Genomic DNA, 24378 nt, shown 5'->3' with positions numbered 1-24378 from the left:
ACGCTCCGTTGCGGAGCCCCACCAGGAAGGTATACGATTTCGAGTACGAATGGAAGGCAGCGGCGCCCATGACACTCAGCTCGACACCTGACCGCCAGGCGGCCCTCCCGCTCCCGCCGGGAAAGATCGTCGCGGTCCACCTCAGCTACCACTCGCGTGCCGCCCAGCGCGGCCGCCGCCCGGAGCACCCCTCCTACTTCCTCAAGCCGGCGAGCTCGCTCGCGGCCACGGGCTCGAGCATCGACCGCCCGGCGGGGACCGAGCTCCTCGCGTTCGAGGGCGAGGTGGCGCTCGTGGTCGGCACCGCGGCGCGGTACGTCACCGTCGAGGAGGCGTGGGACCACATCGGGTGGGTCACCGCGGCCAACGACTTCGGGCTGTACGACCTGCGCGCCGCCGACAAGGGGTCCAACCTGCGTAACAAGGGCCGCGACGGCTACACGCCCCTCGGGCCCGGCCTCATCGACGCCCGGCAGGTGCGTCCGGACGGCCTGCGGGTGCGCACCTGGCTGCGCGGCGAGCTCGTCCAGGACGACACGACCGACCGCCTCATCTTCCCGTTCGCGCAGATCATCGCCGACCTGTCCCAGCACCTCACCCTCGAGCCGGGCGACGTCGTGCTCACCGGCACGCCGGCCGGGTCCTCCGTCGCCGCGCCGGGCGACGTCGTGGAGGTCGAGGTCGACGCCCCGGGCGCGCCCGGTGCCCCGAGCTCCGGCCGGCTGGTCACCACCGTCGTCGAGGGGCGCGGGGACTTCGACCCCGCGCTCGGCTCGCTGCCGGGCGTCGACGACCGGCAGCGGGAGGAAGCCTGGGGCTCCCGGGAGGCGGCCGGGCTGCCGCCCGCGAGCGAGGAAGCGGCCCCCACCTCCTCCCCCTCGACCGGCGGTCCCGCCACGCTCTCCCCCGCCCTGCGCGAGAAGCTCCTCGCGGCACCGGTCGCCGGGCTGTCCCAGCAGCTGCGCAAGCGCGGCCTGAACAACGTGGCGGTCGACGGCGTGCGGACCTCCCGGCCCGGCGCCAAGCTCGTCGGCACGGCCAAGACGCTGCGGTTCCTGCCGAACCGCGAGGATCTCTTCCGCAGCCACGGGGGCGGGTACAACGCGCAGAAGCGCGCCTTCGACGCCGTCCGCGAGGGCGAGGTCCTCGTCATCGAGGCCCGCGGCGAACCGGGCTCCGGCACGCTCGGCGACATCCTCGCCCTGCGGGCCAAGGCCGCCGGCGCCGCCGGGATCGTCACCGACGGCGGCGTCCGGGACCATGCCGTGGTCGCCGGGATCGACCTGCCGGTCTTCAGCCGCGGCGGCCACCCCGCCGTCCTGGGCCGCAAGCACGTGCCGTGGGACGTCGACGTCGCCGTCGCGTGCGGCGGTGCGGCCGTGCTGCCGGGGGACGTCGTCGTCGGCGACGACGACGGCGTCATCGTCATCCCGCCGGACCTGGCCGAGGAGGTCGCGGACGCGGCCCTCGCGCAGGAGCAGGAGGACGCCTGGATCGCGGAGCAGGTCGAGGCGGGCCATGCCGTCGACGGGCTGTTCCCGATGAACGAGGAGTGGCGGCAGAGGTACGAGGCGGCGCAGCGCACCGACGACCGCCCGTAGGCAGATCGAACCCCGATGACGAGACTGTCCGTCAGGACGCCGGACAGGTCGTACAGGAGTGACTGGAGGAAGTCGATGACCGAGACCGTGACCGGACCCGCCGAGCGCACCGCGCCCGCCGGCCTGCCCGAACGCATCCAGCACTACGTCGACGGCGAGCTCGTCGACTCGGTCGACGGGGCGACGTTCGACGTCATCGACCCCGTCACGAACGAGGTGTACATCCAGGCCGCCGCCGGGAAGAAGGACGACGTCGACCGCGCCGTTGCCGCCGCGCGCAAGGCCTTCAAGGAAGGCCCCTGGCCGGGCATGCTCCCTCGCGAGCGCTCGCGAGTGCTGCACCGCATCGCCGACATCGTCACCTCGCGCGACCAGCAGCTCGCCGAGATGGAGTCCTACGACTCCGGCCTGCCCATCACCCAGGCGCTGGGCCAGGCCCGACGGGCCGCCGAGAACTTCCGATTCTTCGCCGACCTCGTGGTCGCGCAGTCCGACGACACCTTCAAGGTGCCGGGCCGCCAGATCAACTACGTCAACCGCAAGCCGATCGGCGTCGCCGGGCTCATCACCCCGTGGAACACCCCGTTCATGCTCGAGTCGTGGAAGATCGCCCCGGCGATCGCCACCGGCAACACCGTGGTGCTCAAGCCCGCCGAGTTCACGCCGCTCTCCGCGTCGCTGTGGGCCGGCATCTTCGAGGAGGCCGGGGTCCCCCAGGGGGTGTTCAACCTCGTCAACGGCATCGGTGAGGAGGCCGGCGACGCGCTCGTGAAGCACCCGGACGTCCCACTGATCTCCTTCACCGGCGAGTCCCGGACCGGGCAGCTCATCTTCGCCAACGCCGCCCCGCACCTGAAGGGCCTGTCGATGGAGCTGGGCGGGAAGTCCCCCGCCGTCGTCTTCGCGGACGCCGACATCGAGGCCGCGGTCGACGCGACGATCTTCGGGGTCTTCTCCCTCAACGGCGAGCGCTGCACCGCCGGCAGCCGCATCCTCGTCCAGCGCGAGATCTACGACGAGTTCGTCGAGCGCTACGCGGCCCAGGCGAAGCGGGTCACGGTCGGCTACCCGCACGACCCCGCCACCGAGGTCGGCACGCTCGTGCACCCGGAGCACTTCGAGAAGGTCATGAGCTACGTCGAGATCGGTAAGCAGGAGGGCCGCCTCGTCGCCGGCGGGGGCCGTCCCGAGGGTTTCGAGACCGGCAACTTCGTCGCCCCCACCGTCTTCGCCGACGTCGCGCCCGACGCGCGGATCTTCCAGGAGGAGATCTTCGGTCCGGTGGTCGCGATCACGCCGTTCGACACCGACGCCGAGGCCCTGGAGCTGGCGAACGACACCAGGTACGGGCTGGCCGCCTACGTGTGGACGGACGACCTCAAGCGCGCCCACAACTTCGCCCAGGCGATCGAGGCGGGCATGGTGTGGCTCAACTCGAACAACGTGCGTGACCTGCGCACCCCGTTCGGCGGCGTCAAGGCCTCGGGCCTCGGCCACGAGGGCGGCTACCGCTCGATCGACTTCTACACCGACCAGCAGGCCGTGCACATCACGCTCGGCAAGGTCCACAACCCGACCTTCGGCAAGGCCTGAGCAGCTCGAGGCGAGACGAGGAGCCCACGATGAGCGAGATCCCCACCCCCACCTCTCCCCCGCCCGACGTGCTGCGGTGCGCCTACCTCGAGCTGGTCGTCACCGACCTGAAGCGGTCGCGTGACTTCTACGTCGACGTCCTGGACCTGGTGGTGACCTACGAGGACGAGACGTGCGTCTACCTGCGCTCCCTCGAGGAGTTCATCCACCACAACCTCGTGCTCCGGCAGGGCCCGGTGGCGGCCGCGGCCGCGTTCTCCTACCGGGTGCGCAGCCCGGAGGAGCTGGACAAGGCCGAGGCGTTCTACCGCGAGCTCGGCTGCCGCGTCGAGCGCCGCCCGGAGGGCTTCGTCCGCGGTGTCGGTGACTCGGTGCGCGTGGAGGACCCGCTGGGCTTCCCGTACGAGTTCTTCTACGACGTCGAGCACGTCGAGCGGCTCGCGTGGCGCTACGACCTCTACACCCCCGGCGCCCTCGTCCGTCTCGACCACTTCAACCAGGTCACGCCCGACGTCCCGCGCGCCGTGAAGTACATGTCCGACCTCGGCTTCCGCACCACCGAGGACATCCAGGACGAGAACGGCACCGTCTACGCCGCCTGGATGCGTCGCAAGCCGACCGTGCACGACACCGCCATGACCGGCGGTGACGGTCCGCGGCTGCACCACATCGCGTTCAACACCCACGAGAAGCACAACATCATCGCGATCTGCGACAAGCTCGGCGCGCTGCGGATGTCCGACCGCATCGAGCGTGGGCCGGGCCGGCACGGCGTCTCGAACGCGTTCTACCTGTACCTGCGCGACCCGGACGGCCACCGGGTGGAGATCTACACGCAGGACTACTACACCGGCGACCCGGACAACCCGGTGGTCACCTGGGACGTGCACGACAACCAGCGCCGCGACTGGTGGGGCAACCCGGTGGTGCCGAGCTGGTACACCGAGGCCTCCCTCGTGCTCGACCTGGACGGCAACCCGCAGCCGCTCACCGAGCGCACCGACGAGCGGGAGATGGACGTGACCGTGGGCGCGGACGGCTTCTCCTACACGCGCAAGGAGGACGACGGCGAGCTCCCGTCCTGGAAGCAGGGCGAGTACAAGCTCGGCGAGCAGCTCTAGGGTGGTGGCCGTGCTGGGACCGGAGCAGATCACCGCGATCGCGGACGAGCTGGCGGCGGCGGAGCGGGACCGGAGCACCGTCCCGCTGCTGACCGCCCGCCACCCCGAGATGACCATCGAGGACTCCTACGCGGTGCAGAACACGTGGCGCCGCCGCGGCATCGAGTCCGGTCGACGGCCGGTGGGCCGGAAGATCGGGCTGACGTCCAAGGTCATGCAGGCCGCCACCGGCATCACCGAGCCGGACTACGGCGCCATCTTCGAGGACATGGTCTTCGAGAACGGCTCGGTCATCGAGCACGCCCGGTTCTCCAACGTGCGGATCGAGGTGGAGCTGGCGTTCGTCCTGCGGGACGCGGTCGACGGCGGCGCGGACGGTGGCGGCGCGACCGTCTTCGACGTGCTGCGCGCGACCGAGTACGTGGTGCCCGCCCTGGAGATCCTCTCCAGCCGGATCGAGATGACGGGCCGCACGATCGTCGACACCATCGCGGACAACGCGGCGATGGGCGCGATGGTCCACGGCGGCAACCCGACCGCACCCGACGCCGTGGACCTGCGCTGGGTCTCCGCGCTGCTGTACCGCAACGAGACGATCGAGGAGTCCGGCGTCGCCGCGGCGGTGCTCAACCACCCGGCGTCCGGCGTCGTGTGGCTGGCGAACAAGCTGGCTGCGCACGGCGACCGCCTCGAGGCCGGCGAGATCGTCCTTGCCGGCTCCTTCACCCGCCCGATGTGGGTGGAGCCGGGTGACACCGTGCTGGCCGACTACGGACCGATGGGGACCATCGCATGCCGCTTCGTCTGACCCCGACCTTCCGCGAGCGCCTCGCCGAGGCGGACCGCACCCTCTTCGGAGGGTGGATCTGCTCCGGCTCGCCGGTCGCCGCCGAGATCATGGCCGGCTCCGGGCTGGACTGGGTGCTCATCGACATGGAGCACGCGCCGAACGGGCTGGAGTCCGTGCTCGCCCAGCTCCACGCCGTCTCCGGATACCCGGCCACCCCGATGGTGCGGGTGCCGGTCGGCGAGACGGTCGTCATGAAGCAGGTGCTCGACCTCGGCGCGCAGAACATCCTCGTGCCGATGGTCTCCTCGCCGGAGCACGCCCGCGAGGTGGCCGCGATGGCGCAGTACCCGCCGGCAGGTGTCCGCGGCGTGGGCAGCGGCCTGGCGCGGTCGGCGCGGTGGAACCGGGTCGAGGGGTACCTGCCGCACGGCGCCGAGCACGTGTCGGTGTTCGTCCAGGTCGAGTCGGTCGAGGCGGTGCGCCAGGCCGGTGAGATCGCGGCGGTGGACGGCATCGACGGGGTCTTCGTCGGCCCCAGCGACCTCGCCGCCTCCATGGGCCTGCTCGGTCAGCAGACCCACCCGGACGTGGTGGCCGCCGCGACCACGGCACTGACGGACATCACCGCGGCGGGCAAGCCGGCCGGCGTCAACGCCTTCGATCCGGCGGCCGCCCAGGCCTACACGGACGCGGGCGCCGCCTACGTGCTGGTGGGCGCCGACGTCGCGCTGCTCGCCCGCGGCTCGGAGCAGCTGGCCCGGACCTACATCCCGGACTGAGCGGCGCGGGCGGCATCCGTGCGGGAGGCGGGCGCAACCCCTCACCTGACCAGACGCACCTCGGCGAGGTCGTCCAGGCCTGCGTCGACCTTCCGTGCGCCGTCGGGCCGGAAGCCGTTACGGGCGTAGAAGGCCCGCGCCCGCGGGTTGTCCTCGGCCACCCACAGCTGGGCCGGTTCCTCCCCCAGGACCGCGTCGAGCAACGCCTGCCCGACGCCGGTGCCGTGGTGTGCGGCGAGGACGTACAGCGCGTAGAGCTCGAGGTCGCGCACCGGGTGGCCGCTGAGCGGCGGTCCGGACATCGCGATCCCGACGACGGAGCCCGCCACCGCGCCGACGCGGACCGTGCGGCCGGGCCGGGGCTCCGTGAGCGTCCGGTGCCAGGTCTGCCGGCGCCGCTCGAGCGCGGCGTCGTCGTAGAACCGTGGCGGGAGCTGGTGGTAGGTCTCGCGCCATCCGGTGTTGTGCACCTCGGCCATCGCGGCGGCGTCGTCCGGCGTCGGTGCCCGGACGGCGAAGGCGGGACGGTCGACCACGCACCGAACGTACTCCGGGCCCACGGCCCCGTGCCGGGTTCTCGGGATGCGCCCACCCGGGAACCGCTCCACCCTGGGTACCGAACCCGTACCCGAGGAGGGATCCGCACGATGCCGAAGACCACCAAGAGCGGGAAGCCGAAGAAGAGCGAGCTGCCCAGCACGCTGAAGAAGTCGGACAAGAAGGCGCAGCGGACGTTCACCAAGGCGCACGACTCCGCGGTCGAGACCTACGGCGAGGGTCAGCGGGCGCACCGCGCCGCGTACTCCGCGCTCAAGCACACGCACGAGAAGGTCGGCGACCACTGGGAGCCGAAGAAGAAGGCCGGTCCGTCCGACAGCCGCGCCAAGAGCGGCGGCCGGAACCCACGGGGCACCAGCGCGAGCGGTGTCGACGCGAACGCCTCGAAGGCGCACCTGTACGACGTCGCGAAGAAGCTGGACGTGCCGGGCCGGTCCACGATGAGCAAGAGCGAGCTGGTGAAGGCGATCAAGAAGGCCAACGCGAGCAAGACCCGAGCCAAGCGCTGAGTCCCGGGCAGGGCTGGCGGGATGTTCCGGCACCCTGTCCGGATTCCGCTTGCTCGGCGCTTCGGCGCGGTCGGACCATGAACGCATGACCTCTCCGGGCATGCCATGACCGACGTCCGGTCGCGCACCCTTCCGAAGTACCTCGGGCTCGCCCTCATGTGGGGCGCCAGCTTCCTGTTCATCCGGGTCAGCCTGGACGGGCTCTCCCCCGCCCAGGTGGTGCTGGGCCGGATCGTGATCGGGGCGCTGACGCTGGCGGCCATCATGACCGTCACCCGTCGGCGCTGGCCCCGCGACCCTCGGCTGCTGGGCCACGCGGTCGTGCTCGGCGTGCTGCTGTGCGTGGTGCCGTTCCTGCTCTTCGCCTGGGCCGGCCAGCACATTCCCTCGGGCCTGTCGAGCATCTACAACGCCACCACCCCGATCATGACGATGCTGGTCGGCCTGGTCGTGCTGCCGGCCGAGCGGCTGACCCCCGTGCGGTCCCTGGCCCTCGTGCTCGCAGGCGTCGGGGTCGTCGTCGTGGCCGCGCCGTGGCGGCTGGCCGGCGGCCCGGTCGACCAGCACTACTACCTCGCGCAGCTCGCCGCGCTCGGGGCGACGACCTGCTACGGCATGGCGTTCGTGTACATGCGCCGGTTCGTCTCCGGCCGGCCGGACGTCGACGGCGTCACGATCGCCGCCACCCAGGTGGGCAGCGCCGCCGTCATCATGGTGCTGCTCGCACCGTTCCTGGCCAGCGACCCGGTCACCCTCAGTCCGTCCATCGTCGGCTCCATGCTCGCCCTCGGCGCGCTGAGCACCGGCATCGCCTACGCGTGGAACCCGGAGGTGGTGCGGGCCTGGGGCGCGGCGCTGGCCTCGACCGTCACCTACCTCACGCCGCTGGTCGGTGTCCTGCTGGGGGTGCTCGTCCTCGGCGAGGCGCTGACGATCAACCAGCCGATCGGCGCGCTGATCGTCATCGCCGGGATCGTCGTCGGCCAGGGCCACGTCAGGCTGCTGCGACGACGGCGCCCGCAGGCCGAGCCCGTGCCCGCCGCGGGCGGTGGTGGAGGCGGTGGTGGCTGACCGCGGCACCTGATCGGCTGCGCGTGTGGGTGGCCTCGGTCACACTCCTCACATGCACCGGGACGAGGCACGCACGATCAAGCAGCGGCTCGCGCGTCTGGCGTGGGAGCTCGCCGAGGCGCAGGGTGTCGCCCTGCGTGCGAGCAGCTACGGCCAGGAGGGCGTCACGGCCGAGGACGTCCTCAACGCCCCCACCCTCGCGATCGGCCTCGCGCCGCGCGCCGATGACGACTACGGCATCGCGGTCCGGTACCGGATGGACGTCGCCGGAGCGGCCGCGGTCGCGGAGCAGGTCGCGGTCGAGGCGGGCCCGGACGCCGACGTGCGCCGCACCGGCCGGATCCTCAGCCTGGCGGATGGACCGTGGTCCGGTGCCGCCCTGCCCGCAGAGCCCGCCCAGGGCGAGACGGGCCGGGTCCGTCCGTTGCGGCCCGGCGTGTCGATCGCGCACGCCGATGTCACGGCCGGGACCCTCGGCGCCTTCGTCACCCGGGACGGGTCGGACCGGGTGTTCGTGCTGTCGAACTGGCACGTGCTCGCGGGCTCGCCGTCCGCCGCAGCCGGTGACGCGATCCTCCAGCCCGGTCCCGCCGACGGCGGCACGGCACCGGAGGACCGCGTCGGCGCCCTCGCGGACATGGTGCCGCTCCGCCCGAGCGAGCCGGCCACGGTGGACGCCGCGCTCGCCCTGCTCGACGATCCCGAGGTCGACCTCGCCTACCCCGTGGGCCCGATCAGCGAGACCGCCGAGGTACGCGGTGGTGAGCAGGTCGCGAAGGTCGGCCGCACCACGGGCAGCACGACCGGTCGGGTCTCGGCCGTCGAGCTGGACGACGTCGTGGTCGGCTACGGAGAGCTCGGCACCATCAGCTTCGACGACCAGATCGAGGTCGAGTCCACCGGAGCCGGCCCGTTCTCACAGGGTGGGGACTCCGGATCCCTGGTCTACCGGGAGGACGGCGTGGCGGTCGGCCTGCTGTTCGCCGGCTCCGAGACCGGCGGGCCGAACGGCACGGGTCTGACGTACGTCAACCCGATCGGCACGGTGCTCGAGGTCCTGGGCGTGCGTCTCGCGACCGCGTGAGGCCCGCACGCCCCGGTGCCGCCCAGGAGGCGCACAATGGGCGTCGGAGGTGATCGCCGTGGCCACCATGGAAGAGGCCCGCGCGGCCAAGCGGGCGCTGCGGGAGGCCCTGGCCGCCGCCGACGGCGTGACGGGCCTCGGCATCGCCCCGGCACCCGCGGGCCGGCCACGGCCGGCGGCCGACGACGGCACTCCCGGGGGCACCGAGGCCGACCAGTGGTGCGTGCTGGTCAACGTCGTCTCGTCCGAGGCACGGGCCGACATCCCCGCGGAGGTGTCCGGCGTCCCCGTCCGGGTCCGTGTGACCGGGACGATCGAGGCTCTCTGACCCCGCCGCTACGCCAACCGCGAGACGGCGTCCACGCCGTGCCACGTGCGGTCGTGGTACACGAGCGGCACGCGCCCCGGCGCCGGGAGCGAGGCCTCCACGGGCTCGACGGCGACCACCACGGCACCGCCGGCGTCCATCCGGTTCACCACCCGCCCGCGCAGCCACGCCTCGACCTCCAGCAGCGGCTCGCCCGTGGGCAGCCACGACCACGCCGTCGGCGGCGCGAACCGGTCGATGCCACTGGTGGCGAACCGTTCCGCGAGCGCACGGTCGCCCGCGGCCAGCAGGTGCACCGCGACGGACCCGGCGCGGCGCAGTCCCGGTGTCGCCGAGGACTCCGCGGAGAGGGAGAACGCCAGCAGCGGCGGCGTCGCCGAGATCGTCACGAGCGACGTCACGGTCAGGCCCACCGGCCCGTCGCCCGGGTCCGCCGTCACGACGCAGACGCCGGCCGCGTGGTGCCGGAACAGCTCCTTGAACGTCCGCGCGCTGACGGACTGCGGGTGCCCGGGCGCGTCCACACCCACGGTGTGCAGGCCCTCGTTGAGTGCGGCGGACATGGCCCCACGGTGACGGCCCGGCGCCGCACCGTGCCATCGGCCGACCAGACTGTCTCGCCTGGCGAGAGGCCGCGCGGCGGCGTGCGGTTGAATCACCCGGAGAGGAACGCCCGCCCGCACACCAGCCTGAGGAGGATCCACCGGTGCCGACCGAGCTGAGCGTGACCCAGCACCTCGAGGGTCTGCGTGCTGCCGTCCTCGCCCTCACCGCCGAGGCGTTCCGGGCCGGCCTGCGCGCGGAGGTCCCGACCTGCCCCGGCTGGCGGGTGCGGGACCTCCTGGCCCACCAGGGCATGGTGCACCGATGGGCGGCCGCCCAGCTGCGTGGCGCCGACGGCGACTCGGCAGGGTGGGAGGAGGAGGGGCGCCGGCACGCCGACCCGCTGGAGTGGCTGCGCGACGGCGCCGTCGAGCTCGCCCGGCAGCTCACGGACGCGCCGGACGACCTCGCGGCGAAGGTCTTCCTGCGCGACGCGCCCCGTCCGCGGGCGTTCTGGGCGCGACGGCAGTGCCACGAGACGACGATCCACGCCGTGGATGCGCAGGCGGCGGCGCTCGGCCGACCGCCGGACACCGGCGAGGTCGACTGGATCACGCCGGAGCTCGCGGCCGACGGCATCGACGAGCTCCTCGGCGGGTTCCTCCCGCGGCGCCGTTCGCGCCTCCGGCTGGAGCGCGCGGCGCGGCTCGTCGTCGCACCGCGGGACGCACCGTGGTCGTGGCTCGTCGAGCTCGGACCCGAGCCACCGGTCACGACGCGTCACGCGGGCGGGCGCGAGAGCGACGCCGACTGGGCCGTGACCGGCTCCGCCGTCGAGCTGTACCTGCGGCTGTGGAACCGTACGGACGAACCGCTCACCGGCGACGGGCTCGACTGGGCCGGCCTCGCCCAGGTCACCTGGCACTAGGCGACGTCCGCGAGCGGTGCCCGCGATCGCCGGCGCCCCGGTAGGTTTGACCGGGTGAGGACGCGGCAGGGCAGCACCGTCGAGGTCGAGTCCGTCGCAGACTTCGAGGCGCGTGTCGCCGCCGGCGCGTCGGTGCTGTCCGGCTGGCACCTGCAGGCCCTCGACCTGCGCGGGCAGGGCCGCACGCTGCGGACCCTCGACGTGGCCGGGGCGCTGTTCCTCGGCTGCACCATGGACCCGGCGGACGAGGAGAGTGTCCGGGCGCGCGGTGCCCTGGTCTTCCCGGTCGTGCCCGGCACTCCGGTGGACTCCTACCGGGCGCGGCTCTACACACCCGAGGAGCTCTACGCGGGGCTCGAGGACGGGTACGAGTCCACGGTCGACGCACGGGTCTACGCCTGGTCGCGGCAGCCGCGCTCGCTCGACCTCACCCTCGCGCAGGCCCTCCACGACCACGCGATCGACGACGCCCTCCTCGCCGCGGCCGAGAACCGCCGCGTGGTCGGCGTGATGGGCGGCCACGGCGTCGTGCGCGGCAGCGCGGAGTACACGGCGGCCGCCCGCCTCGGGGCGGAGCTGAGCCGGGCGGGCCTTACCGTCGCGACCGGCGGCGGGCCGGGAGCCATGGAGGCGGCCAACCTCGGCGCCTACCTCTCGGGCCACTCCCCCGCGGACCTGGACGGCGCGCTGGACCTGCTCGCGACCACGCCGAGCTTCAGCCCGTCCGTGCCGGAGTGGGCGGGCGCAGCGCTCGAGGTCACGTCCCGCTGGCCCGACGGCGCCGAGTCGCTCGGCGTGCCGACCTGGCACTACGGGCACGAGCCGCCGAACGCCTTCGCGACCCAGGTGGCGAAGTACTTCCGCAACGCGGTCCGCGAGGCCGTGCTGCTCCAGATCGCCACGGCGGGCGTGGTGTTCCTCCCCGGTGCGGCGGGCACCGTCCAGGAGCTGTTCCAGGACGCCTGCGAGAACTACTACGCCGATGCCTCCTCGGTGGCGCCGATGGTGCTCGTCGGGCGTGAGCACTGGACCCGGACGCTGCCCGCGTGGCCGCTGCTGCAGTCGCTGGCAGACGGTCGGTCGATGAGCCCGCACGTCCACCTCGTGGACGACGTCACCGACGTCCCGGCGATCCTGGCGACATGACGTGACCGCCCTCCTCTGGCTCGGCGCTGCCGGCTTGATGCTCTTCGTCCTGACGTTCCTGATCGACGGCGCCACCCGGCCGGGCTACCGCCCCGTGCGGCACCCCGTGAGCGCGCTGGCCCTGGGCGGGCGCGGCTGGGTGCAGGCGGTGAACTTCGTGCTGTGCGGTGCCCTGGTGACCGCCGGCGCCGTCGGCCTCCTGGCCACCTCCGCCGGCTGGCTGGCGGCACCTGTCGGGTGCCTCGGTCTCGGTCTGGTCGCCTCCGGCCTCTTCCCCATGGATCCGGTGCGGGGCTATCCCCCGGGGACGCCGGAGGGCGATCCCGAGGTGCTCAGCCGCACCCACCAGCTCCACGACGCGGCGGGCGCCGTCGTGTTCCTGGCCATGCCGGTGTCGGCGTTCGTCGGTGCGCTCGTCCTGGACGGCGCCGCCTGGCGTATCGGGTCGGCGGCGGTCGGCGTGCTGCTGCTCGTCCTCAACCACCTCTTCACCCGCGCGTGGACCGAGGACTGGCCCCGGACAGGACTGGTCCAGCGCGCCACGATCATCACCGCGTGGGCCTGGCTCGCGTGGACGTTCGTGCACCTCGCCGGTGGACACGCGGTGAGTCTGCCGGGGCTCGACGGGTGAGGAATCATGGCGGCCGGCAGACGGGCCACCTTCGGACCAGGTCCGTCGGCACCGAGACGCAGGGAGGCACCGTGAACGACATGACCGCCAGGCGAACGACCGTGGTGCTCTTCGGGGCCACCGGCGACCTGTCGCGGCGGAAGCTGCTGCCCGGGTTGCTGCACCTCTTCCAGACCGGTCTGCTCGAGGACGTCCAGATCATCGGGACCTCGCTCGAGGAGCACACCACCGACTCCTTCCGCGAGTTCGCCGCGGAGGCCGTGCACGAGTACTCCGGGGACGACGGCGACACCGACAGCTGGCCCGAGTTCTCCGAGCGCCTGCACTGGGCACCGGGGGCCGAGGGCGCGGCAGGGCTGCGTGCCGCGGTGGAGAAGGCCGAGGCGGACTGGGACGGCTCCGACGTCGTGCGGCTGCACTATCTGTCGGTTCCGCCCAAGGCGGCACTCGCCGTCGTGCGCACGCTCGACGAGGCCGACCTCGCGCGCGGTGCCCGGATCGTCATGGAGAAGCCGTTCGGCGTCGACCTCGAGAGCGCCCGCGACCTCAACGCGAAGCTGCACGAGGTCTTCACCGAGTCGCAGATCTACCGGATCGACCACTTCCTCGGGAAGGAGGCGGCCCAGAACATCCTGGCGTTCCGGTTCGCCAACGGGCTGTTCGAGCCGATCTGGCACCGGAACAACATCGACCACATCCAGATCGACGTGCCCGAGGAGCTCGGGCTCGCGCAGCGGGCGTCGTTCTACGAGTCGACCGGCGCCTACCGCGACATGGTGGTGACCCACCTGTTCCAGGTGCTGGCGTTCACGGCGATGGAGCCGCCCACGGACCTCTCCCCCGTGGCGATCAACGCCGAGAAGAACAAGGTGTTCCGGTCCCTCGTGCCGATCGAGCCCAGCGAGGTGGTCCGCGGGCAGTACGACGGCTACCGCGACATCGACGGCGTCGCGCCGGAGTCGGAGACCGAGACCTTCATCGCGTTGAAGTGCCACATCGACAACTGGCGCTGGGCCGGCGTGCCGTTCTACCTGCGCACCGGCAAGCGCATGGCGGAGAGCGCCCGGATCATCTCGATCGCGTTCAAGGAGCCGCCGCGCTCGATGTTCCCGAAGAACTCCGGCGTCGGCGACCACGGGCCGGACCACCTCACCTTCGACCTGGCCGACCGGGCCCGGATGTCGCTGTCGTTCTACGGCAAGCGACCTGGGCCGGGGATGCGGCTGGACAAGCTGTCGATGCAGTTCGCCATGACGGACACCGGCTGGGCGGGGTCCGTGCTCGAGGCCTACGAGCGCCTCATCTACGACGCCGCGCGCGGCGACCACACGCTGTTCACCGACTCCGAGGGCATCGAACGGCTCTGGGAGGTCTCCGCCCCGCTGCTGCAGGACCCCCCGGTCATCCGGCCGTACCGGCAGGGCAGCTGGGGTCCGAACCAGATCCACCAGCTCGTCTCACCGTACGCGTGGCGGTTGCCGTTCGAACGCGCCTGGCGGGACCCGAACGCGATGGGAGCGTGAGGACGTGAGCTACCCGAGCGTCGACACCGTCTCAGCCGGGACGACGCCGTGACGGCCGCGCCACGCACGCTGCTGCCCGGCCTGGCGGCCCGCGACGTCGAGGTCGACGGCGTCCGCCTTCGCGTCGCCGTCGGCGGCGACGGGCCGCCCGTGCTGCTGCTGCACGGGCATCCGCAGACCCACGCGACCTGGCGCGACGTCGTCCCCGCGCTGGCTCGGCGGCACACCGTGGTCGCGCCGGACCTGCGGGGTTACGGGGACTCCGACGTCCCGCCGAGCGACCGGGAGCACCGGCCGTACAGCAAGCGGGTGATGGCGGCCGAGGCCGTCGCACTGATGCGTCACCTCGGGCACGAGCGGTTCGCCGTCGTCGGGCACGACCGCGGGGGCCGCGTGGCGCACCGGATGGTGCTGGACCACCCGGACGCGGTGACCCGGCTGGCGGTGCTGGACATCGCGCCGACGCTGACCATGTACGAGCGGACCGACCAGGACTTCGCCACGCGGTACTTCTGGTGGTTCTTCCTCATCCAGCCCGCCCCGCTGCCCGAGACGCTCATCGCCGGCGCCCGGGAGGCGTTCCTGGCGGAGCACCTGGCGCGGCAGAGTGCGACGCCCGGCGTCCCGGACCAGGAGCTGGCGGCCGAGTACCGGCGCTGCTACCGGGACGCGAACGTGCACGCGATCTGCGAGGACTACCGGGCGGCGGCCACCGTCGACCTGGCCCACGACCGCGCGGACCGGGACGCCGGCCGGCGGCTGGGACGACCGCTGCTCGCGCTGTGGGGATCCCGCGGCACGGTCGGCCGGACCTACGACGTGCTGCAGACGTGGCGTGAGGTCTCCGACGCGGCGGTGGACGGCGCGGCGCTCGAGTGCGGCCACGTGCCGCAGGAGGAGCGGCCCGCCGAGGTCGCGGAGCGTCTCGAAGGCTTCCTCAGCGGCTGACGCGGCTCATCCCGGTCGTCCGGACCATCGACGGCCGGTGTCCTCGCACGAGAGACTGGACCGAGGACGCGTCACGGCGCGGCCGACAGGGCCGCGGGCGAGTCGGAGAGAGGACGGTCGGGCGATGAGCGAGGCGGGCAGGGACGGCAAGGACGGCAGGGACGGCAAGACCTGGTACGAGGAGTTCACCGTCTCCGGTTCCGAGCTGCTCGACCAGGTCAAGGGGCTCGTCCACGAGGGCAATGTCCGCCGCGTGTTCATCAAGAACAGCGACGGACGCACGCTCCTGGAGATCCCGCTCACCGCCGGGGTGGCGGTCACGGCGGTCACCGCCGTCATCGCACCCGCCCTGGTCGCCGTGGGGGCCGTGGCAGCGCTGCTGACCCAGGCGACGGTCGGTGTGGAGCGACGGGCCGAGCCGGGCGCGGAGCCCTCGTCCGGCACCGGGCCGGACGCCGAGCTCCCTGGGCAGATCGGCTCCTCCCAGGACTGACCCGCGCTACTGCTCGAACGCCGCCGCCCGGAGCTGGGCCGCCCGCACCTTCTCCACGTCGAGCTTCTCGGAGCGGTCGAACCGGTAGATGCCGTTCTGCTCCTGGAAGACGTCGGTGAGCTGGGTGTAGCAGTACCCGAACATGTTGGCGTCCCCCAGGAGCACGCCGGTCAACCCCTCGAACCGCGCGTGGAACTCCTCCTCGTCGCCGACCCGCTGCCCGTAGCCCCATGACTCGGTGTTGTCCTGGCCGGACAGCTCCAGGTGGTCCGGGTTCCACCAGATGCCACCGAACTCGCTGACGAAGTACGGCTGGCCCCGGTAGGGCAGCGACCACGGCTGCCCCTGCCCGCCGACGTTGGTGTACGGCCGACCGTCCGCCAGGCCGGCCTGCTCGCGCGCGAACGCCGCCGGCTCCTGCTCGTAGGAGTGGGAGTCGTACACGTCGGTCTCGGCCACGCGGTGGGAGTACCCGGAGGCGTCGATGACGGGCCTGGTCGGGTCGGCGTTCTTGGTGGCCAGGAACATCGCCCGCGTGACGTCGTCGAGCACGGTGATCCCGTCGGTGAGGTCCTGGTGCGTCTCGTTCAGGGGGCACCAGCCCACGATCGCGGGGTGGGAGTAGTCCCGCTCCAGGGCCTCGAGCCACTGGGTGACGAACGTGGCGGTGGGGCGCTGGTTGTCCCCCGCCGGACCGAACCCGGAGATGCCCCAGTCGCCGAACTCGCCCCACACGAGGTAGCCGAGTCGGTCGGCGTGGTACAGGAAGCGCTCCTCGAAGACCTTCTGGTGCAGGCGGGCACCGTTGAAGCCCGCGCGCAGACCGAGCTCGATGTCCCGGACGAGGGCGTCCTCGCTCGGGGCGGTCATGAGCGACTCCGGCCAGTAGCCCTGGTCCAGGACCAGCCGCTGGAAGATCCGCTCACCGTTGAGCAGGAACGAGGTGCCGTCGATGGCCACGGACCGCAGGCCCGCGTAGGAGGTGACCTGGTCGACGACGACGCCGTCCGCGTCCTCCAGCCGCAGCTCGAGCCCGTACAGGTAGGGGTCCGTCGGGCCCCACGGGCGCACCTTGTCCGCCGGCACGCTCAGCGTGAGCGACGGCGCCAGGTCGAGATCCGCCCGCACGACGGCGGACGCGACGGTCTCGCCGTCGGCCGTGAGGTCCGCCGTGAGCCGGGTGCCGGACCGGTTGGCGCTGAGCGGCACCTGGACGGTGAAGGAGGACGCCGCGAGGTTCGGGGTGATGCGGGGGCGGCGCATGTGCGGGTCCGCCACCGGCTCCATCCACACGGTCTGCCAGATCCCGGTGGTGCGGGTGTAGTGGCAGTCCGTGTTGGCGTACCAGGTGGCCTGCTTGCCGCGCGCCTGCGGGCCATGGCGGGTGTCGCGCGCCCGCACGGTGAGGGTGACGGTCTGCCCGGCACGGTCCCCGAGGTCAACGATGAACGGGGTGAACCCGCCGCGGTGCCGGCCGACCTGCTCACCGTCCACCCACACCGTGGCGTCCTGGTCGACGGCACCGAAGTGCAGGTGGACCCGCCGCCCGGCCCACGCGGCCGGTACCTCGACGGTGCGGCGGTACCAGACGGCCTCGAGGAAGTCGGTGTTCTCGACGCCGGAGAGCTCCGACTCCGGTGCGAAGGGTACGAGGATCCGCCCGTCGAGCGCGGTCTCGAGCAGGCCGCGCTCCAGCCCGGAGTCCCCCTGGTCGATCTGGAAGTCCCACCACCCGTTCAGGCACTGCCAGTCGGGCCGGACCATCTGGGGCCGCGGGTACTCGGGACGGGGCACGTCGGTGGTGGCACGCGTGGGAGCGGCGTCGGCGCCGGGCATGGGTGTACTCCAGGTTCGGCTGGTCGGATGTTTTGCATCGATGTACTCGCGGTGGTGCCCGGTCATCGTAGATCTCGGGCGCTCTCGGGTCCTAGTCCGTCACCGGGCGTCGGCGTAGCAGCGGACCTCGTAGACCGCCGCCGACGGGTCACCGTTCGTCGCGTGGACCACGAGGCGCAGCGCGGAGGTGAGGACGGGTTCGGGCAGCCGGTGCACCCGCCGCGTGAAACCGTTCTCCCGGACTGTCAGCACGTCCCGCCAGCCCTCCCCGGACCACGTCTGGAGCGTGTAGTCGCGGACCGTCTGGGGGTCGCGCCAGAGGGTGGGCGTGTGGTCGTACTCGCGCAGCAGGTGCCCCGCGAAGGTGAGGTGCACCGTGCCGACCTGTCGTGGCTCGTCCCAGGCGAGCTGGAGCCACTGATCAAGGGGGTGGCCCGGGTCGGACCGCCAGCTGTTGGTCGCCCGGTGCGGACGTGCGGCTCCGCGGACGACGCTGATCGGCCGGTACGCACGCTGTGCCGGTGTGATCCGGTGACTCATGGTCACGCCGTCACCGAACCGGCGCATCCGACCCGGGGACATCTCGAACGCCGACACCGCACCGGGGAGGATGCGTCCGGCGCGGAGCCACTCCACGTCGGGCGCGGACGCGAGGTCGACCCGGACGTACTGGCCGCCGGGCTCCTGGACGCGTAGCGCGGTCGCCTCCACGCCCACCTCCCACGTCACCCAGTGCTCACCCGGCTCGACCGTGAGCACCGTCTCGGCAAGCACCGCGCCGGTCCGGACGCGGTAGTCCCAGATGTGCTCGACCTGCTGGAGCCGGGCCGGGATCTCGACGGGCCGGTCGGCGTGGTTGCGGAGGAGCACGCTGACCGTGCGCAGCCCGGGAGCCTCGGGCCCGGTCTCCACGGGGATCCACTGGGCGCGCAGCGCCGTGAGGTAACCGCTGCTGTGGCGGGTGTTCTCGCGGAGCCCGCCGTCGACCCAGCGGTCGCCGGGCGAGGCCCCGAGGTTGACCGCCTCGGAGGAGGCGGTGACGGTCGCCGACCGGGCCAGGTCCTGCTCGTCGGTGTTGACGACGTTCGGCAGGAAGCAGCCGTCCTTGAGCAGCTGCTGCTGGACGTCCCGGATCGCAGCGGTCGGGATCTCGTGGACCGGCAACCGGCGCGCCAGTGCCACCGCGGCAGCGGTGCCGGCTGCCTGCCCCATGATGGCCGTCGTGGCCTGGACGCGCACCGAGCCGAGGCCGACGTGCGTGGCGGAGACGTTGCGCCCCGCCATGAGCAGGTTGCTCACGTCCTTGGCGACGAGCGAGCGCAACGGGATCCCGAACGGACCGACGTACGCCGTCGTCGACTCAGTGGAGTGCAGGTCATAGCCGGCGGCCGCGGTCGGTTCGCTCGTGGGCGCCAGGAGCCCACCGGGGGTGTGCAGGTCGATGTTCCACCCGCCGTACGCGACCTCGTCCTCGAAGGGCTCGTCGCGGACCAGGTCGTGCTCCGTCAGCAGGTGAAGCCCCATGATGCGCCGGCTCTCGCGCTTGCCCGGGACCTGTCCGAGCCAGTCGAGCGCGAGGTTGCGCGTCGCCTCACGCGTGCGCGGGTCCTTGTTCTTCATCCAGTCCCAGACACCGAGGGCGTGGCGCGTCAGCTGGTGGCGGATCACCTCGGCGTCGTGGATCGTGTGCCACGGCTTGCCGAGCTCGATCCACCAGAATCCGCCGCGCACGTCGTACGGGACGCGGCCCTGCGCGTAGAAGAAGTCGGGGTCGTCGTACTCCACGGCCCACTCGGGCAGCTCGAAGTCGACCGGATGACCGACATCCTTGGTCTTGAAGTGGATGGAGTTGCCCATCGTGGCCTCGGAGGCCTCGAGGGGTGCGTGTGGCTCCCCGAACTCCGCACGGGCCTCCTCACCCGAGCGGAAGTCGCACCCCGCCAAGGCAGCGACGACGCCGTCGCCCGTGCAGTCCAGGAAGACCTCCGCGCCGAGCACCGTGTCCGTCTCCGCCGACGACGTCCATCCGGTGACGGAGGTGATCCGGCCGTCCTCGACGCTCACCTCCCGCACGACGGTGTTGAGCAGCAGGGTGAGGTTGTCGGTGCGCTGAGCCATGTCGTACAGAGACAGGTCCCACACGCTGTTGGCCCAGCCGTTCTCGAAGATGGGCTCGTGGTTGCGCATCCGTTCGCCGATCATCAGCTCGGCGAGCACGCCGCCCTCTCGGGCGTAGGCGTGGTACGTCGTGCTGCCTCGCGGGACCACTCGCACCTCTGACGAGCTGTTCCCGCCGAGCACGGGCCGGTCCTGCACGAGGCAGACGCGGTGCCCCATGCGCGCCGCCGCGACTGCGGCCGTGAAACCCGCGAGGCCACCGCCGCACACCACGAGGTCGTAGTTCTCCGTCACACGTCTCGTCATCTCTGTACCCACGCAATCGAAAGTCACCTGTTGCCTGACCTGCCGTCTGCCTACGCCTCTCATCCCTTCAGACCCGTGGTGGCGATCCCTTCGATGAGGCGGCGCTGGAAGATCATGAAGACGACGAACACGGGCAGCAGGGACAGCGTCGTCATGGCGAAGAGCTGCCCGTAGGAGGACTGCCCCATGCTGTTCATGAACATCCGCAGGCCGAGCGGCACGGTGTACTCGTTGACGTCGGCCAGGTAGATCAGCGGCCCCATGAAGTCCTCGTACGTCCAGATGAAGGTGAACACGGCTGTCGTCGCCAGTGCCGGCGTCATCAGCGGCAGCATGACCTTGACGAAGCGGCGGAAGTGACCGCACCCGTCGATCTCGGCCGCCTCGTCGAGCTCACGCGGGATGCTCCGCATGAACTGGACGAGGAGGAAGATGAAGAACGCGTCGGTCGCAAGGAACTTCGGCACGACGAGCGGCAGGTACGTGTCGACCCACCCGAGAACGGTGTAGATCGTGTACTGCGGGATCAGGGTCGCGTGCGCCGGGACCATGACGGTGGCCAGCATCGCGGCGAACCACAGGCGCTTGAGCGGGAACTCGATGCGTGCGAAGGCGTATGCGGCCAGCGTGCAGGCCATCAGGTTGCCGATGACGGCACCGAGGGACACGACCGCCGAGTTGAGGAGGAAGCGTCCGAAGCCGGGCGGGTTCGCGCCCCAGCCGTCGACGTAGTTCGACAGGACCACCTGGCTGGGGACGATCGAGTCCGAGCCGAAGATCTGGTCCTCAGGAGCGATGGATCCCCGTGCCATCCACAGCAGCGGGTACACCATGCCGGCGCACAGCAGCGCCAGGCCGCCGTGCATCAGCACACGCCGGAACGCCGGGCGTCCCGAGCGCCGTGCCGCCGCGGACGCGACGTCGTACCCGGACGTCGTCGGTGCCCTCGGTGTCACCGGTGCAGTCACCATGCCCCTCACCGCCCCTCGTCCGCGTAGAAGACCCAGCGCCGCGAGCTGAGGAAGGCCACGGCGGTGAAGGCCGCGATGATCGCCACGAGGATCCACGCCAGCGCGGAGGCGTAACCCATCTCGAACTCGGCGAACGCCTTCTGGTAGAGGTACAGCGTGTAGAAGAGGGTCGAGCCGACCGGTCCGCCGGTGCCGTTGCTGATGATGTACGACGGTGTGAAGGCCTGGAACGCGACGATCGTCTGCATCACGAGGTTGAAGAACACGATCGGCGTGAGCAGCGGCAGCGTGATGGAGAAGAAGCGGCGGATCGTTCCGGCGCCGTCGACGTACGCCGCCTCGAGCAGCTCCGCCGGGATGTTCCGAAGGCCCGCGAGGAAGATGATCATGGGTGAGCCGAACTGCCAGACCGCCAGGACGATGATGGTCAGGAGCGAGTAGTCCGGGTCGGCGATCCAGTTCGGCCCCTGGATGCCGACGAGCCCGAGCAGGTCGTTGACGGCACCGTCGCGTCCGAAGAGCTGACGCCACAGGACCGCGATGCCGACACTGCCGCCGAGCAAGGACGGCAGGTACATCACCGACCGATAGAACGCCATGCCGCGCATCGCCCGGTTCATGACCAGTGCGAGCGCGAGCGCGACGGCGAGCCGCAGCGGCACCGAGACGACGACGTAGGTGAAGGTGACGCTCACGGACTGGCGGAAGTCCGTGTCGGCGGTCAGCGCCTCCGAGTAGTTGGCGAGACCCACCCAGCGCGCGTCCGTGAACAGGTCGTACTCGGTGAACGACAGGTAGGCCGAGGCGAGCATGGGCCCGAGGACCAACCCCACGAGACCGACGAACCAGGGCAGGAGGAAGAGGTACCCCGCGACGGCGGACGCCCGCCGTCGTCGGGACCTTCGGCCTCGGGGCGCCGGCGACGGCCGGGCGACCGCTACTCGGCCGCCTGCACCTGGCGGTGCCCCCGTCACCCGCACGCCGAGACCCGTCCCGCCGGTCATGCGGACTCTGCGGTCGCGAAGAACTCGTCCACCGCCTCGGGGATCGTCATCTCACCGAAGGCGACGGCCTCGTTGAGCTCGGCAAGGAGCGTGCGCTGCTCCGCGAAGCCGGCGGGCCACAGGCGGGTGAGCGGCGTCGAGGTCTCCGCGACCTCGTCCATGTAGTCCATGGCCGCCTGCTCCTCCGCGGGGAGGGTGCCCTCGAGCTGGTCCCGAGCCTCCTGCGACGGCGGCATGCCGATGTTCACGCCGATCTTCTCGATCGCGTCCTCGTCGGTGAGGAAGTGGTCGATGGCGGCGACCGCCGCGTCGGGGTTCTCACTGCGGGCGGAGACGGACCACAGGCTCGCGGCGTTCATCCACAGGCTCGGGTGCTCGGCGTTGTAGGGCGGGAGCCCGATGGACAGGTCAGCGTCCATCAGGTTCGTGTACGAGACGTAGTCCTGGGTCCAGCCGAAGCCCATGGCAGCGCGCCCCTGGGCCAGCGGCGCGTTGGGTAGCTCGCCCTGCCCCTCGGCGGTGACGTCCGCGGGTGGGGCACCGCCCGCGTCGCGGAGGTCCTGCCAGTACTGCAGCCACGCGGTGAGATCCTCGCGCGTCGCGTTGATCGAGCCGTCGTCGCCGTAGAACTCCCGACCGTCGTCGCGGACCGTGAGGATGAACAGGATCAGGTCACCACCACCGTCCTGGATGCCCCAGACGTCCTCCCCCAGCTCCTCGGACGCCTGGACCGCGACCTCGGCCAGCTGGTCCCAGGTGTACTCGCCGTCCGGCACGGAGACCCCGGCCTGCTCCATCAGGTCGTCGTTGGTGACGAGCCCCATGGCGTTGGCGGCAGCCACGACGCCGTACAGCGTGCCGTCCACCGCACCGAAGTCGCGCAGGCCCTCGTCCACGACGTCGGTGTCGAGTCCGTCGACAGCGCTGAGGTCCATGAGCGCCCCGCGGCCGGCGTAGTCCGGGATCTGGCTACCGGCCTGCATGATGAGATCGGGGGCGTTGCGTCCCGCGGTCTGCGTGGCCAATCGGTCCCAGTAGCCGTCCCACGCCTGGGTCTCGCGCGCGACGTCGACGCCGGATGCCTCGACGAAGTCGTCGAAGGCCGCGTTCAGGGCCTGGTTCTCGGAGTCCGTGCCCCACCAGGTGGCGCGGATCCGCCCGGGACCGTCCTGCGGCTGGTTGTCCCCCTGCCCCGCGCCGCCGACGCCGCAGCCGGCGAGCGCGAGCGAGACCCCGAGCACCGCCGTCCCGATGACGGCGATGTGCCGACCTGTTCGGCGAGCATGCGACCTGGACATGGATACCTCCGGCTTCACTGGCGGGGACTCGTTCTAACGTTGTATTACAACGTGAGAACGTTAAGGTACTGAGCATGCTCGCAAGCGTCAACGCCCGGCCTCGTAGACTCGCCCGCCCAAGAGCGGTGCAGCGGACGACGGGGGGCAGCTAGTGGCTCGCGAGGGGTCCGGACGTCCGCGACGACGTCCGAGTGTCAAGGACGTCGCCGAGCGTGCCGGCGTGTCGTGGAAGACCGTCTCGAACGTCGTCAACAACCGCACCAACGTCCGCCCCGAGACCCGCGCCAGGGTCGAGCAGGCCATCGCCGAGCTCGGCTACCGCACGAGCCTGGTCGGGCGCCAGCTGCGTTCCGGCCGGACCCACCTGCTCGCCGTCGCGCTCCCGGATCTCACGATGCCGTACTTCGCTCACCTCGCGCACAACATCATCCGGGCGGCCGAGGCCCGTGGCTACACCGTCCTCATCAGCGAGACGAGCGGACGGCCCGAGGCCGAACGGTATGTCGCCGGTGGGTTCGACGCGCAGTTCGTGGACGGCATCATCCTGCGGCCGGAGGGCCTGGACAGCGTCACGGTCACGCAGGCGCACGGTCCCCTGCCGCTCGTCCTCCTCGGCGAGCCCGTCGACGGCTCGCACCTGGACCACGTCATCATCGACAACAAGTCCTCCGGCAGGGAGGTGACCCAGCACCTCCACGATCTCGGCCGGCGGTCGCTGGTGTTCGTCGGCGCCGAGGAGACCCGGCAGTTCGGGCCGGGATGGCTGCGCATGCTGGGGTTCCGCGAGGCACTGGAGCAGGCCGGCACGCCGGTGGTGGACGTCGTCCCGGCGCAGCAGTTCACCCGCGAGTCAGGGGCTCGGGCTGTCGAGGACCTGATGGAGCGTGGCGTGCGGTTCGACGGTCTCGTGTGCGCCAGCGACCTCATCGCGGTCGGCGCCATGCACGCCCTCCGACGGCACGGCGTGCGAGTTCCCGACGACGTCGCCGTCACGGGGTGGGACAACCTCCCCGAGGGGGCCTACTCGAACCCGACGTTGACCACGATGGCACCGGACATCGAGACAAGCGCGGAGCGGGCCGTCGAGCTGGTGATCCGTCGGATCGAGGACCATGACGCGGCACCGGAGGAGACCGTCGTCGGACATACGCTCGTTCCGCGGGAGAGCTCGACAGGCGTGCTGGCCGGACGCTAGCGCG

The 24378-nt window shown here is 71.7% G+C and carries 23 protein-coding genes; 16 read left to right on the top strand and 7 right to left on the bottom strand.

What is annotated here, in order from left to right; genetic code table 11:
• Positions 1-68: 68 nt before the first annotated feature.
• The 5 genes from ACFQQL_RS10900 (at position 69) to ACFQQL_RS10880 (ending at position 5884) form a co-directional block, all read left to right on the top strand.
• Positions 69-1601, top strand: a complete 1533-nt coding sequence (locus tag ACFQQL_RS10900; protein ID WP_382394215.1) for a fumarylacetoacetate hydrolase family protein — start codon at positions 69-71, stop codon at positions 1599-1601.
• Positions 1602-1676: 75 nt separating this feature from the next.
• The gene (hpaE, locus tag ACFQQL_RS10895) at positions 1677-3194 is read left to right on the top strand and encodes a 5-carboxymethyl-2-hydroxymuconate semialdehyde dehydrogenase (protein WP_382394213.1); all 1518 of its coding nucleotides are present in this window, start codon (positions 1677-1679) and stop codon (positions 3192-3194) included.
• Positions 3195-3223: 29 nt separating this feature from the next.
• Complete coding sequence (gene hpaD, locus ACFQQL_RS10890; protein ID WP_382394211.1) at positions 3224-4315, top strand: 3,4-dihydroxyphenylacetate 2,3-dioxygenase; 1092 nt, start codon at positions 3224-3226, stop codon at positions 4313-4315.
• A gap of 10 nt (positions 4316-4325) precedes the next feature.
• On the top strand, positions 4326-5123 hold the full coding sequence (locus ACFQQL_RS10885; protein ID WP_382394209.1) for a fumarylacetoacetate hydrolase family protein: 798 nt from the start codon (positions 4326-4328) through the stop codon (positions 5121-5123).
• A complete protein-coding gene (locus ACFQQL_RS10880) occupies positions 5108-5884 on the top strand; it encodes an HpcH/HpaI aldolase family protein (RefSeq protein ID WP_382394207.1) in 777 nt (258 codons plus the stop codon). The genes ACFQQL_RS10885 and ACFQQL_RS10880 overlap by 16 nt, the downstream gene beginning before the upstream one ends.
• 41 nt (positions 5885-5925) lie before the next feature.
• Here the strand turns inward: ACFQQL_RS10880 and ACFQQL_RS10875 are convergent, their stop codons facing one another.
• Positions 5926-6420 carry a GNAT family N-acetyltransferase gene (locus ACFQQL_RS10875; RefSeq protein WP_382394205.1) on the bottom strand — a complete coding sequence of 165 codons (495 nt, stop codon included), beginning with the start codon at positions 6418-6420 and terminating at the stop codon, positions 5926-5928.
• A gap of 111 nt (positions 6421-6531) precedes the next feature.
• On the opposite strand from ACFQQL_RS10875, the gene ACFQQL_RS10870 reads away from it, so the two are divergent.
• From ACFQQL_RS10870 to ACFQQL_RS10855, 4 genes are all read left to right on the top strand, one after another.
• The gene (locus ACFQQL_RS10870; RefSeq protein WP_382394203.1) at positions 6532-6951 is read left to right on the top strand and encodes a ChaB family protein; all 420 of its coding nucleotides are present in this window, start codon (positions 6532-6534) and stop codon (positions 6949-6951) included.
• Between the two features lie 105 nt (positions 6952-7056).
• Positions 7057-8022 (top strand): DMT family transporter, encoded by a 966-nt coding sequence (locus ACFQQL_RS10865; RefSeq protein ID WP_382394201.1) that lies wholly within the window; start codon positions 7057-7059, stop codon positions 8020-8022.
• Between the two features lie 52 nt (positions 8023-8074).
• On the top strand, positions 8075-9106 hold the full coding sequence (locus ACFQQL_RS10860) for a trypsin-like peptidase domain-containing protein (protein ID WP_382394199.1): 1032 nt from the start codon (positions 8075-8077) through the stop codon (positions 9104-9106).
• 58 nt (positions 9107-9164) lie between these two features.
• Entirely contained in the window at positions 9165-9434 is a 270-nt protein-coding gene (locus ACFQQL_RS10855; RefSeq protein WP_382394197.1) for a hypothetical protein, read from the top strand.
• 8 nt (positions 9435-9442) lie between these two features.
• Here ACFQQL_RS10855 and ACFQQL_RS10850 read toward each other — a convergent pair whose 3' ends face one another.
• Positions 9443-9997, bottom strand: a complete 555-nt coding sequence (locus tag ACFQQL_RS10850) for a flavin reductase family protein (protein ID WP_382394195.1) — start codon at positions 9995-9997, stop codon at positions 9443-9445.
• A 143-nt stretch (positions 9998-10140) separates the two neighbouring features.
• On the opposite strand from ACFQQL_RS10850, the gene ACFQQL_RS10845 reads away from it, so the two are divergent.
• The 6 genes from ACFQQL_RS10845 (at position 10141) to ACFQQL_RS10820 (ending at position 15646) form a co-directional block, all read left to right on the top strand.
• Positions 10141-10905, top strand: a complete 765-nt coding sequence (locus tag ACFQQL_RS10845) for a maleylpyruvate isomerase family mycothiol-dependent enzyme (RefSeq protein ID WP_382394193.1) — start codon at positions 10141-10143, stop codon at positions 10903-10905.
• A 54-nt stretch (positions 10906-10959) separates the two neighbouring features.
• Positions 10960-12051, top strand: a complete 1092-nt coding sequence (locus ACFQQL_RS10840) for an LOG family protein (RefSeq protein WP_382394191.1) — start codon at positions 10960-10962, stop codon at positions 12049-12051.
• A 1-nt stretch (position 12052) separates the two neighbouring features.
• Positions 12053-12682, top strand: a complete 630-nt coding sequence (locus ACFQQL_RS10835) for a DUF998 domain-containing protein (RefSeq protein WP_382394189.1) — start codon at positions 12053-12055, stop codon at positions 12680-12682.
• 80 nt (positions 12683-12762) lie between these two features.
• Positions 12763-14205 carry a glucose-6-phosphate dehydrogenase gene (gene zwf, locus ACFQQL_RS10830; protein WP_382394187.1) on the top strand — a complete coding sequence of 481 codons (1443 nt, stop codon included), beginning with the start codon at positions 12763-12765 and terminating at the stop codon, positions 14203-14205.
• A gap of 48 nt (positions 14206-14253) precedes the next feature.
• Positions 14254-15153, top strand: a complete 900-nt coding sequence (locus ACFQQL_RS10825; RefSeq protein WP_382394185.1) for an alpha/beta fold hydrolase — start codon at positions 14254-14256, stop codon at positions 15151-15153.
• A gap of 124 nt (positions 15154-15277) precedes the next feature.
• Complete coding sequence (locus tag ACFQQL_RS10820) at positions 15278-15646, top strand: DUF4342 domain-containing protein (protein WP_382394183.1); 369 nt, start codon at positions 15278-15280, stop codon at positions 15644-15646.
• 6 nt (positions 15647-15652) lie between these two features.
• Here ACFQQL_RS10820 and ACFQQL_RS10815 read toward each other — a convergent pair whose 3' ends face one another.
• The 5 genes from ACFQQL_RS10815 to ACFQQL_RS10795 form a co-directional block, all read right to left on the bottom strand.
• Positions 15653-17482 (bottom strand): glycoside hydrolase family 2 protein, encoded by a 1830-nt coding sequence (locus ACFQQL_RS10815; protein WP_382394181.1) that lies wholly within the window; start codon positions 17480-17482, stop codon positions 15653-15655.
• A 99-nt stretch (positions 17483-17581) separates the two neighbouring features.
• Positions 17582-19906: an FAD-dependent oxidoreductase gene (locus ACFQQL_RS10810; protein ID WP_382394179.1), complete on the bottom strand. Its 2325-nt coding sequence runs from the start codon at positions 19904-19906 to the stop codon at positions 17582-17584.
• A 59-nt stretch (positions 19907-19965) separates the two neighbouring features.
• Positions 19966-20772 carry a carbohydrate ABC transporter permease gene (locus ACFQQL_RS10805; RefSeq protein WP_465254050.1) on the bottom strand — a complete coding sequence of 269 codons (807 nt, stop codon included), beginning with the start codon at positions 20770-20772 and terminating at the stop codon, positions 19966-19968.
• A 110-nt stretch (positions 20773-20882) separates the two neighbouring features.
• Complete coding sequence (locus tag ACFQQL_RS10800; RefSeq protein ID WP_465254049.1) at positions 20883-21851, bottom strand: carbohydrate ABC transporter permease; 969 nt, start codon at positions 21849-21851, stop codon at positions 20883-20885.
• Between the two features lie 26 nt (positions 21852-21877).
• Positions 21878-23179 carry an ABC transporter substrate-binding protein gene (locus ACFQQL_RS10795; RefSeq protein WP_382394173.1) on the bottom strand — a complete coding sequence of 434 codons (1302 nt, stop codon included), beginning with the start codon at positions 23177-23179 and terminating at the stop codon, positions 21878-21880.
• A gap of 151 nt (positions 23180-23330) precedes the next feature.
• Between ACFQQL_RS10795 and ACFQQL_RS10790 the strand changes: the two genes are divergently transcribed.
• The gene (locus ACFQQL_RS10790) at positions 23331-24374 is read left to right on the top strand and encodes a LacI family DNA-binding transcriptional regulator (RefSeq protein WP_382394171.1); all 1044 of its coding nucleotides are present in this window, start codon (positions 23331-23333) and stop codon (positions 24372-24374) included.
• Positions 24375-24378: the final 4 nt, after the last annotated feature.

The sequence above is a fragment of the Georgenia alba genome, assembly GCF_042665525.1.
GTDB lineage: Bacteria > Actinomycetota > Actinomycetes > Actinomycetales > Actinomycetaceae > Allobogoriella > Allobogoriella alba.
This window is presented reverse-complemented; position numbering and strand designations above follow the sequence as displayed.

Excerpts from the sequence above, each read along its gene's own strand:
- hpaD (WP_382394211.1), top strand. The coding sequence starts at position 3,224 with ATGAGCGAGATCCCCACCCCCACCTCTCCCCCGCCCGACGTGCTGCGG.
- ACFQQL_RS10865 (WP_382394201.1), top strand. The coding sequence starts at position 7,057 with ATGACCGACGTCCGGTCGCGCACCCTTCCGAAGTACCTCGGGCTCGCC.
- ACFQQL_RS10820 (WP_382394183.1), top strand. The coding sequence starts at position 15,278 with ATGAGCGAGGCGGGCAGGGACGGCAAGGACGGCAGGGACGGCAAGACC.
- ACFQQL_RS10810 (WP_382394179.1), bottom strand. The coding sequence starts at position 19,906 with ATGACGAGACGTGTGACGGAGAACTACGACCTCGTGGTGTGCGGCGGT.
- ACFQQL_RS10860 (WP_382394199.1), top strand. The coding sequence starts at position 8,075 with ATGCACCGGGACGAGGCACGCACGATCAAGCAGCGGCTCGCGCGTCTG.
- ACFQQL_RS10815 (WP_382394181.1), bottom strand. The coding sequence starts at position 17,482 with ATGCCCGGCGCCGACGCCGCTCCCACGCGTGCCACCACCGACGTGCCC.
- ACFQQL_RS10795 (WP_382394173.1), bottom strand. The coding sequence starts at position 23,179 with ATGTCCAGGTCGCATGCTCGCCGAACAGGTCGGCACATCGCCGTCATC.
- ACFQQL_RS10805 (WP_465254050.1), bottom strand. The coding sequence starts at position 20,772 with ATGCACGGCGGCCTGGCGCTGCTGTGCGCCGGCATGGTGTACCCGCTG.
- ACFQQL_RS10880 (WP_382394207.1), top strand. The coding sequence starts at position 5,108 with ATGCCGCTTCGTCTGACCCCGACCTTCCGCGAGCGCCTCGCCGAGGCG.
- ACFQQL_RS10900 (WP_382394215.1), top strand. The coding sequence starts at position 69 with ATGACACTCAGCTCGACACCTGACCGCCAGGCGGCCCTCCCGCTCCCG.
- ACFQQL_RS10870 (WP_382394203.1), top strand. The coding sequence starts at position 6,532 with ATGCCGAAGACCACCAAGAGCGGGAAGCCGAAGAAGAGCGAGCTGCCC.
- hpaE (WP_382394213.1), top strand. The coding sequence starts at position 1,677 with ATGACCGAGACCGTGACCGGACCCGCCGAGCGCACCGCGCCCGCCGGC.
- ACFQQL_RS10850 (WP_382394195.1), bottom strand. The coding sequence starts at position 9,997 with ATGTCCGCCGCACTCAACGAGGGCCTGCACACCGTGGGTGTGGACGCG.
- zwf (WP_382394187.1), top strand. The coding sequence starts at position 12,763 with ATGACCGCCAGGCGAACGACCGTGGTGCTCTTCGGGGCCACCGGCGAC.